The sequence below is a fragment of the Buttiauxella noackiae ATCC 51607 genome, from assembly GCF_001654865.1.
Taxonomy (GTDB): domain Bacteria; phylum Pseudomonadota; class Gammaproteobacteria; order Enterobacterales; family Enterobacteriaceae; genus Buttiauxella; species Buttiauxella noackiae.
Genome location: NZ_LXEO01000021.1, coordinates 44,904 through 53,206 on the forward strand (window position 1 = coordinate 44,904; position 8,303 = coordinate 53,206).

Here is an 8,303-nt window from a genome sequence, read left to right on the forward strand (position 1 = left end):
AGCAACACCCCACAGCGGTTACTGCATGGGCATTACCAGCGGGTTTGGATACTGATATTCAAACCCAAGTTCGTTGCAAATACGGTTGCCATCCACCAGCTTACCGTGGCCATTTTGCGTTTCAGTTCGAAAAACGGGTGCGTCTAAATTCATCTGTCGTGCCATCAAAGAATAAAACTCGGCACGCGTTGGGTGAGCTGGCGCACATAAATTATAGATGTGCCCGCCCTTCGGAGCCTGTAGCAAGAGTGTAATTGCTGAAATAACATCTTCAAGGTGCACCAGGTTGACCCCATGAGCACCGTTAGCTACATCAGTTTTCCCTGCCAGAAAACGCCCTGGATGGCGCTCCGGCCCAACCAAACCCGCAAGGCGCAGAATATCGACAGAGGTGCCTGGCAAGTCATGCAGCCAGGCTTCCAGATCTTTCAGTACTCGCCCACTAGCGGTAACTGGCTCAAGCGGCGAGGTTTCTTTAACGCTGCCTTCTGCTTCACCATACACAGAGGTTGAGCTGGTAAAAATGATACGCGGAATATTATGCGCCAGTGCGCTATCGACAATTTCCTGTACCGCTTGCAGGTAAAAATCGTCGCCTTCGCCAGTACGGCGAGCTGGCAGTGTTATCACCAAAGCATCCACGTCGAGCAGCGCATCAAGATCATCGCTGTCGCAAACCAGTTCAGGTGTGAGTTGCAGTTGATAACTGTCTATCCCACTCATTCGCGCGGCGTCAACACCATCGAGGGTCGTTTTACTCCCTGTGACTTGCCAGCCTCGCGCTGATAAAGACATCGCCAGTGGCATTCCAAGCCACCCTAACCCGACAATCGCAACCTTTTTCATGCCTTCTCTCCAGGAATGCAGCATATCGCTCTGCTGTGCTTTTTAACCCTTTATTAAGGCTACGCCACGTTACGACAACTGACAATCAATGGTGCTAAACAGAATATTAATTGAGTGGGTAAAAAGCCCTTGCACAACAGACTGAATATGGTTTACGTTAAAAGCACATCATGAATAAACATTCATACGAGAATTTTATGACACGCGTTCAAACTACTACCCACCATCATCACCATCATCCTGACTAGTCTTTCAGGCGATGTGTGCTGGGAGACAGAAAAATCTTCCAGTGGTGCATGAACGAGTCAATAAGCCCCCGGAAGATTTCTTCCGGGGGCTTTTTTTTGGACGTCAGACAAGAATTTATTAGAGGGATTACTCATGTTAGACAACACACGTTTACGCATAGCTATTCAAAAATCAGGCCGTTTAAGCGATGACTCACGCGAGTTGCTCGCTCGCTGTGGCATAAAAATCAACCTGCACACACAGCGCCTGATTGCGCTGGCAGAAAATATGCCAATCGATATTTTGCGTGTACGTGATGACGATATCCCAGGCCTGATTATGGATGGTGTGGTGGATCTGGGCATTATCGGCGAAAACGTGCTGGAAGAAGAGTTGCTGAACCGCCGCGCTCAGGGCGAAGACCCGCGTTACTTCACGCTGCGTCGCCTGGATTTCGGTGGCTGCCGTTTTTCACTGGCGATTAACGTTGATGAACCATGGGATGGCCCGGCAAGTCTAAACAATAAGCGCATTGCGACTTCTTATCCTCACATCCTCAAGCGCTATCTTGATAGTAAAGGCGTGCAGTTTAAATCCTGCTTATTAAACGGCTCTGTTGAAGTAGCTCCGCGTGCGGGCCTGGCTGATGCAATCTGCGACCTGGTTTCCACTGGTGCAACACTTGAAGCTAACGGTCTGCGTGAAGTAGAAGTGATTTATCGCTCCAAAGCCTGCCTGATTCAACGCGACGGTGAAATGCCTGAAGCAAAACAGCAACTCATCGACAAACTGATGACCCGCATCCAGGGTGTGATTCAGGCGCGTGAGTCCAAATACATCATGCTGCATGCACCAAGCGAGCGCCTGGACGAAATTATTTCTCTGCTGCCTGGCGCTGAACGCCCAACCATTCTGCCACTGGCAGGCGATCAACAGCGTGTGGCGATGCACATGGTGAGCAGCGAAACACTGTTCTGGGAAACCATGGAAAAACTAAAAGCGCTGGGTGCCAGTTCGATTCTGGTGTTACCAATTGAGAAGATGATGGAGTAACACCATGGCAAACTTCAATACATTGATTAACTGGAATGATTGCGATGCAGAGGCACAGAAGGCGTTGCTGACCCGCCCTGCCATTTCCGCATCAGAAAGCATTACCCGCACGGTGGCTGACATTCTTAATAATGTAAAAGCTAACGGTGATGCTGCATTGCGTGAATACAGTGCAAAGTTTGATAAAACCAATGTGCAACAGTTGAAAGTCAGTGAGCAGGAAATTAACGATGCCGTTGCTCGTCTGGGTTCGGAGATTAAAGAAGCGATGGCGGTCGCTGTTGCGAATATCGAAAAATTCCACATTGCTCAGCAACTACCCACTGTTGATATCGAAACCATGCCCGGCGTGCGCTGCCAGCAGGTGACTCGCCCGGTTGCCTCCGTCGGCCTTTATATTCCAGGTGGTTCCGCCCCCCTATTTTCAACCGTATTGATGCTTGCCACTCCAGCCCGTATTGCAGGCTGCAAAAAAGTAGTGTTGTGCTCACCACCACCGATTGCCGATGAAATTCTCTATGCTGCGCAACTGTGCGGCGTACAAGAAGTATTCCAGGTCGGTGGCGCACAGGCGATTGCCGCACTCGCACTTGGTACCGAAAGCATCCCGAAAGTGGATAAAATCTTCGGGCCTGGCAACGCGTTTGTCACCGAAGCCAAACGCCAGGTCAGCCAACGCCTCGATGGTGCAGCAATCGATATGCCTGCTGGCCCTTCAGAAGTACTGGTGATTGCCGACAGTGGCGCAACGCCTGACTTTGTGGCATCCGACCTGCTTTCCCAGGCCGAGCACGGCCCTGATTCACAAGTGATTCTGTTAACGCCGGATGCTGGTATGGCGCAAGCCGTTGCCGAAGCCGTTGAACGCCAGTTAGCCGCACTGCCGCGAGCAGAAACCGCTCGCAAAGCGCTGGAAAGCAGCCGCCTGATTGTTGCTCGTGACCTCGAGCAATGCATTGAAATTTCCAACCAGTATGGCCCGGAACACCTGATTATTCAGACGCGTAACGCGCGTGACCTGGTCGATAGTATAACCAGTGCCGGTTCGGTGTTCCTGGGTGACTGGTCACCAGAATCAGCAGGCGACTACGCCTCAGGCACTAATCACGTGCTGCCGACTTACGGGTACACATCGACCTGTTCGAGCCTCGGTCTGGCCGATTTCCAGAAACGTATGACCGTTCAGGAACTGTCGCCACAAGGCTTCGCAAGCCTGGCTAAGACCATTGAAACGCTGGCCGCCGCCGAGCTGCTGGATGCCCACAAAAACGCCGTTACCCTGCGTGTTGCAGCACTGAAGGAGCAAGCATGAGCATTGAAGAGTTAGCCCGCGATAACGTCCGCGCCCTGACCCCTTATCAGTCGGCTCGCCGCCTGGGTGGCAATGGTGATGTGTGGCTGAACGCCAACGAATATCCAACCGCTGTTGAGTATCAACTGACTCAGCAGACATTAAATCGTTACCCCGAATGTCAGCCAAAACTGGTCATCGAACGTTATGCCGAATACGCAGGCGTGAAACCTGAACAAGTGCTGGTCAGCCGTGGTGCAGACGAAGGTATTGAACTGTTAATCCGCGCGTTCTGCGAGCCAGGTAAAGATGCGGTTCTCTACTGCCCACCGACTTACGGTATGTACAGCGTGAGCAGCGAAGCTTTCGGCGTTGAAGGCCGCACAGTGCCGACCCTTGCCGACTGGCAACTTGATCTGCCGGGTATTGCGGAAAATCTTGCTGGGGTAAAAGTGATTTATGTTTGCAGCCCGAACAACCCAACCGGCCAGTTGATTAATCCACAGGACCTTCGCGTGTTGCTGGAAATGGCGCGCGGTAAAGCGTTGGTGGTTGCAGACGAAGCCTATATTGAGTTTTGCCCACAGGCAACGCTGGCAGGCTGGTTGAATGAGTATCCACATCTTGTGGTGCTACGCACGCTTTCCAAAGCCTTTGCGCTGGCTGGATTGCGTTGTGGCTTCACGCTGGCAAATGAAGAAGTGATTAATTTGCTGATGAAAGTTATCGCCCCTTACCCGCTGTCGACCCCGGTTGCGGATATTGCTGCTCAGGCGTTAAGCCCGCAGGGAATCAATGCGATGCGTGAGCGCGTGGCGGAAGTCCTGGTGAATCGTCAGTACCTGGTAACAGCACTTCAGGACGTGGATTGCGTAGAGCAAGTTTTCGATTCTGAAACCAACTATGTTCTGGCCCGGATCACAGCCTCAAGTGCAGTATTTAAATCTTTGTGGGATCAAGGCATTATCCTACGTGACCAAAATAAACAACCATCGTTAAGCGGTTGCCTGCGAATTACCGTCGGTACCCGTTTAGAGTGCGAGCGCACCATTGCAGCGCTGCGTGAACAACCAGGCCTGACGGCCACGGAGGGCGTGTGAGCCAGAAAATTCTTTTTATCGACCGTGACGGCACTTTAATTTCTGAGCCACCTTCAGATTACCAGGTGGATCGCATGGATAAACTGGCCTTTGAGCCAGCGGTGATCCCTGCTCTGCTGCAATTGCAAAAAGCAGGCTACAAACTGGTGATGATCACCAATCAGGACGGTTTAGGTACCGAGAGCTTCCCGCAGGCGGATTTCGACGGCCCGCACAACCTGATGATGCAAGTATTTTCCTCGCAGGGCGTGAACTTTGACGACGTGCTGATTTGCCCACACTTGCCAACTGACAACTGTGAATGCCGTAAGCCAAAAATTGCAATGGTAAATGGTTATCTGGAAGAAGGCGTACTGGATAAGCCAAACAGTTATGTGATTGGCGACCGCGCAACAGATATTGAACTGGCTGAAAATATGGGCATTCAGGGTTTACGCTACCATGGCGAAACGCTGAACTGGCCGATGATCAGCGAAAAGCTGACGAAGCGTGACCGCTACGCTCATGTTGAACGTGCCACCAAAGAGACACAGATCGACGTGCAAGTTTGGCTCGACCGTGAAGGCGGCAGCAAAATTAACACTGGCGTCGGTTTCTTCGACCACATGCTGGACCAGATTGCTACTCATGGCGGTTTCCGTATGGATATCAGCGTGAAAGGCGATCTTTATATCGATGATCACCACACCGTAGAAGACACCGGCCTTGCACTGGGCGAAGCGCTGAAAATCGCATTGGGCGACAAACGTGGGATTACGCGCTTCGGCTTCACGTTACCTATGGACGAATGCCTGGCGCGCTGCGCGCTGGATATTTCGGGTCGCCCACACCTTGAATATAAAGCTGAGTACAACTTCCAACGTGTCGGCGATTTGAGCACTGAAATGGTCGAACACTTCTTCCGCTCACTGTCATACACCATGGGCGTGACCCTGCACCTGAAAACCAAAGGCAAAAACGACCACCACCGTGTCGAAAGCCTGTTTAAAGTCTTTGGCCGCACGCTGCGCCAGGCAATCAAAGTCGAAGGCGACACGCTGCCCTCCTCAAAAGGAGTGTTGTAATGAACGTGGTGATTCTGGATACGGGATGCGCCAACCTGCACTCGGTGAAGTCGGCAATCCAGCGCCACGGCTATGAGCCACTGGTTAGCCGCGATCCTGATGTCGTGCTGCGCGCCGATAAGCTGTTTTTACCCGGCGTGGGAACCGCGCAGGCGGCAATGGATCAGATCCGTGAGCGTGATCTTATCGAGCTGATAAAAGCCTGCACGCAACCGGTACTTGGCATTTGCCTTGGTATGCAACTGCTGGCCACACGTAGCGACGAAAGCAACGGCGTGGAAATGCTCGGCGTTATCGAACATCCCGTGTTGAAAATGGTCGACCATGGCTTGCCTTTGCCGCATATGGGTTGGAACCGTGTCTACCCGAAAGCGGGCGACCGCCTGTTCCGCGGCATCGATGACGGCGATTATTTCTATTTTGTACATAGCTACGCGATGCCAGTTTGTGCGAACACCATAGCGCAGGCCAGTTACGGCGAGGCATTCACCGCTGCGGTGCAAAAAGATAATTTCTTTGGCGTGCAGTTCCACCCGGAGCGCTCGGGTGCAGCTGGCGCAAAATTACTGAAAAACTTCCTGGAGATGTGAGCACCATGATTATTCCTGCTCTCGATTTAATTGACGGCACAGTGGTGCGCCTCCATCAGGGGGATTACGGCCAGCAACGCGATTACGGCAACGACCCATTACCGCGTCTGCAAGAATATGAAGCACAAGGCGCGCAAGTGTTGCACCTGGTGGATTTGACCGGCGCAAAAGATCCCGCCAGACGCCAGATCCCACTGATTAAAAAGCTGGTTGCGTGCGTGAAGATTCCCGTGCAAGTGGGTGGTGGCGTACGTACTGAAGAGGATGTTGCCGCGTTGCTTGAAGCGGGCGTGGCACGGGTGGTGGTCGGCTCTACGGCGGTGAAATCGCCAGAGGTCGTCAAAAGCTGGTTTACCCGTTTCGGCGCAGATGCCCTGGTGCTGGCGCTGGATGTGCGCATCGACGAACAAGGCAATAAACACGTCGCCGTGAGCGGCTGGCAAGAAAACTCTGGCGTAACGCTTGAAGAACTGGTGGAAACTTATCTGCCTGTTGGGCTAAAGCACGTGTTGTGCACCGATATCTCCCGCGATGGCACACTGGCAGGTTCGAACGTGTCGTTGTATGAAGAAGTTTGCGCGCGTTTCCCACAGGTAGCATTCCAGTCCTCCGGTGGTATTGGCGATATAGACGATATCGCAGCTTTACGCGGCACAGGCGTACAAGGCGTGATTGTCGGGCGTGCATTACTGGAAGGGAAATTCAACGTAACGGAGGCGATCTCATGCTGGCAAAACGGATAATCCCTTGCCTGGACGTGCGCGACGGGCAAGTCGTAAAAGGTGTGCAGTTCCGCAACCATGAAATCATCGGCGACATCGTACCGCTGGCACAGCGTTATGCTGCCGAAGGTGCAGATGAGTTGGTGTTTTACGATATCACCGCATCAAGCGATGGGCGCGTGGTAGATAAAAGCTGGGTATCACGCGTTGCGGAAGTTATCGATATTCCGTTCTGCGTGGCAGGCGGTATTAAGTCGATTGAAGATGCCGCACAAATTCTCTCTTTTGGAGCAGATAAGATTTCAATCAACTCCCCTGCTCTTGCCGACCCGGAACTGATTACTCGTCTGGCTGACCGTTTCGGCGTGCAGTGTATTGTTGTCGGCATTGATACCTGGTTTGATAGCGAAACCGGAAAATATCACGTCAATCAATATACCGGCGACGAAAGCCGCACGCGTGTAACAACGTGGGAAACGGCAGATTGGGTGCAGGAAGTGCAAAAGCGCGGAGCCGGGGAAATCGTTCTGAATATGATGAACCAGGATGGCGTGCGCAACGGCTACGATCTTGAGCAATTGAAGAAAGTACGTGAAGTTTGCCACGTTCCGCTGATTGCTTCAGGTGGCGCAGGAACCATGGAGCACTTCCTTGAAGCCTTCCGTGATGCAGATGTTGACGGTGCGCTGGCGGCCTCAGTGTTCCACAAACAAATTATTAATATTGGTGAGCTGAAACTGTACCTGGCTCAGCAGGGTGTGGAGATAAGAGTGTGCTAACGACAGAACAACAAGCTCAACTGGACTGGGAAAAAACCGACGGCCTGATGCCGGTCATCGTTCAACACGCGAAATCAGGTGAAGTGTTGATGCTGGGATACATGAATCCTGAAGCTCTGGCACAAACCATCGATAGTGGGAAAGTCACTTTCTTCTCACGCACTAAACAGCGCTTGTGGACCAAAGGCGAAAGTTCCGGCAACTTCCTGAACGTGGTAAACATTGCGCCAGATTGCGACAATGACACCTTACTGGTGCTGGCAAACCCAATTGGCCCAACCTGCCATTTAGGCACATCAAGTTGCTTCGGTGAAACGCATCACGACTGGCATTTCCTGTATCAACTTGAGCAACTGCTGGCGTCACGGAAAACTGCCGATCCGGAGAGCTCGTATACTGCGAAGTTGTATGCAAGCGGAACCAAGCGTATCGCGCAAAAAGTGGGTGAAGAAGGTGTGGAAACCGCTTTGGCTGCGACGGTTAACGACCGTTTTGAACTGAAGAATGAAGCGTCGGATTTGGTGTATCACTTACTGGTGTTGCTGCAGGATCAGGATTTGGATCTGAGCGCGGTGATAGAGAATCTGCGCGCTCGACATAAGTGATATGGAGTGACTAGTCCTGATATAA

10 protein-coding genes and 1 other annotated feature are annotated in these 8,303 nt (G+C 52.2%); of the genes, 9 read left to right on the plus strand and 1 reads right to left on the minus strand.

What is annotated here, in order from left to right; translation table 11 throughout:
- Positions 1 to 18 precede the first annotated feature (18 nt).
- Entirely contained in the window at positions 19 to 846 is an 828-nt protein-coding gene (locus M979_RS09800; RefSeq protein WP_064554762.1) for an SDR family oxidoreductase, read from the minus strand.
- Between the two features lie 197 nt (positions 847 to 1,043).
- On the opposite strand from M979_RS09800, the gene hisL reads away from it, so the two are divergent.
- The 9 genes from hisL to hisIE all read left to right on the plus strand — a co-directional run bounded on the left by hisL (position 1,044) and on the right by hisIE (position 8,278).
- Complete coding sequence (gene hisL / locus M979_RS23305) at positions 1,044 to 1,094, plus strand: his operon leader peptide (protein ID WP_193216250.1); 51 nt, start codon at positions 1,044 to 1,046, stop codon at positions 1,092 to 1,094.
- Positions 1,070 to 1,192, plus strand: a sequence feature (His leader region). It overlaps the preceding gene by 25 nt.
- A gap of 35 nt (positions 1,193 to 1,227) precedes the next feature.
- A complete protein-coding gene (gene hisG, locus M979_RS09805; protein WP_034458416.1) occupies positions 1,228 to 2,127 on the plus strand; it encodes an ATP phosphoribosyltransferase in 900 nt (299 codons plus the stop codon).
- Positions 2,128 to 2,131: 4 nt separating this feature from the next.
- Positions 2,132 to 3,439 (plus strand): histidinol dehydrogenase, encoded by a 1,308-nt coding sequence (gene hisD / locus M979_RS09810; RefSeq protein ID WP_064554765.1) that lies wholly within the window; start codon positions 2,132 to 2,134, stop codon positions 3,437 to 3,439.
- Positions 3,436 to 4,518, plus strand: a complete 1,083-nt coding sequence (gene hisC / locus M979_RS09815; RefSeq protein WP_064554768.1) for a histidinol-phosphate transaminase — start codon at positions 3,436 to 3,438, stop codon at positions 4,516 to 4,518. Before hisD ends, hisC begins: the two co-directional genes overlap by 4 nt.
- On the plus strand, positions 4,515 to 5,582 hold the full coding sequence (gene hisB, locus M979_RS09820; RefSeq protein ID WP_064554769.1) for a bifunctional histidinol-phosphatase/imidazoleglycerol-phosphate dehydratase HisB: 1,068 nt from the start codon (positions 4,515 to 4,517) through the stop codon (positions 5,580 to 5,582). The genes hisC and hisB overlap by 4 nt, the downstream gene beginning before the upstream one ends.
- Entirely contained in the window at positions 5,582 to 6,172 is a 591-nt protein-coding gene (gene hisH, locus M979_RS09825; protein WP_064554771.1) for an imidazole glycerol phosphate synthase subunit HisH, read from the plus strand. Before hisB ends, hisH begins: the two co-directional genes overlap by 1 nt.
- 5 nt (positions 6,173 to 6,177) lie before the next feature.
- Positions 6,178 to 6,915 (plus strand): 1-(5-phosphoribosyl)-5-[(5-phosphoribosylamino)methylideneamino]imidazole-4-carboxamide isomerase, encoded by a 738-nt coding sequence (hisA, locus tag M979_RS09830; protein ID WP_064554773.1) that lies wholly within the window; start codon positions 6,178 to 6,180, stop codon positions 6,913 to 6,915.
- Positions 6,897 to 7,673 (plus strand): imidazole glycerol phosphate synthase subunit HisF, encoded by a 777-nt coding sequence (hisF, locus tag M979_RS09835; protein WP_064554775.1) that lies wholly within the window; start codon positions 6,897 to 6,899, stop codon positions 7,671 to 7,673. Before hisA ends, hisF begins: the two co-directional genes overlap by 19 nt.
- On the plus strand, positions 7,667 to 8,278 hold the full coding sequence (gene hisIE / locus M979_RS09840; RefSeq protein WP_064554777.1) for a bifunctional phosphoribosyl-AMP cyclohydrolase/phosphoribosyl-ATP diphosphatase HisIE: 612 nt from the start codon (positions 7,667 to 7,669) through the stop codon (positions 8,276 to 8,278). Before hisF ends, hisIE begins: the two co-directional genes overlap by 7 nt.
- The last annotated feature ends 25 nt before the right edge of the window (positions 8,279 to 8,303 follow it).

Bases quoted from the DNA above. Each gene is read 5' to 3' on its own strand.
- hisA (WP_064554773.1), top strand. From the start codon at position 6,178: ATGATTATTCCTGCTCTCGATTTAATTGACGGCACAGTGGTGCGCCTC.
- hisD (WP_064554765.1), top strand. From the start codon at position 2,132: ATGGCAAACTTCAATACATTGATTAACTGGAATGATTGCGATGCAGAG.
- M979_RS09800 (WP_064554762.1), bottom strand. From the start codon at position 846: ATGAAAAAGGTTGCGATTGTCGGGTTAGGGTGGCTTGGAATGCCACTG.
- hisC (WP_064554768.1), top strand. From the start codon at position 3,436: ATGAGCATTGAAGAGTTAGCCCGCGATAACGTCCGCGCCCTGACCCCT.
- hisH (WP_064554771.1), top strand. From the start codon at position 5,582: ATGAACGTGGTGATTCTGGATACGGGATGCGCCAACCTGCACTCGGTG.
- hisF (WP_064554775.1), top strand. From the start codon at position 6,897: ATGCTGGCAAAACGGATAATCCCTTGCCTGGACGTGCGCGACGGGCAA.
- hisG (WP_034458416.1), top strand. From the start codon at position 1,228: ATGTTAGACAACACACGTTTACGCATAGCTATTCAAAAATCAGGCCGT.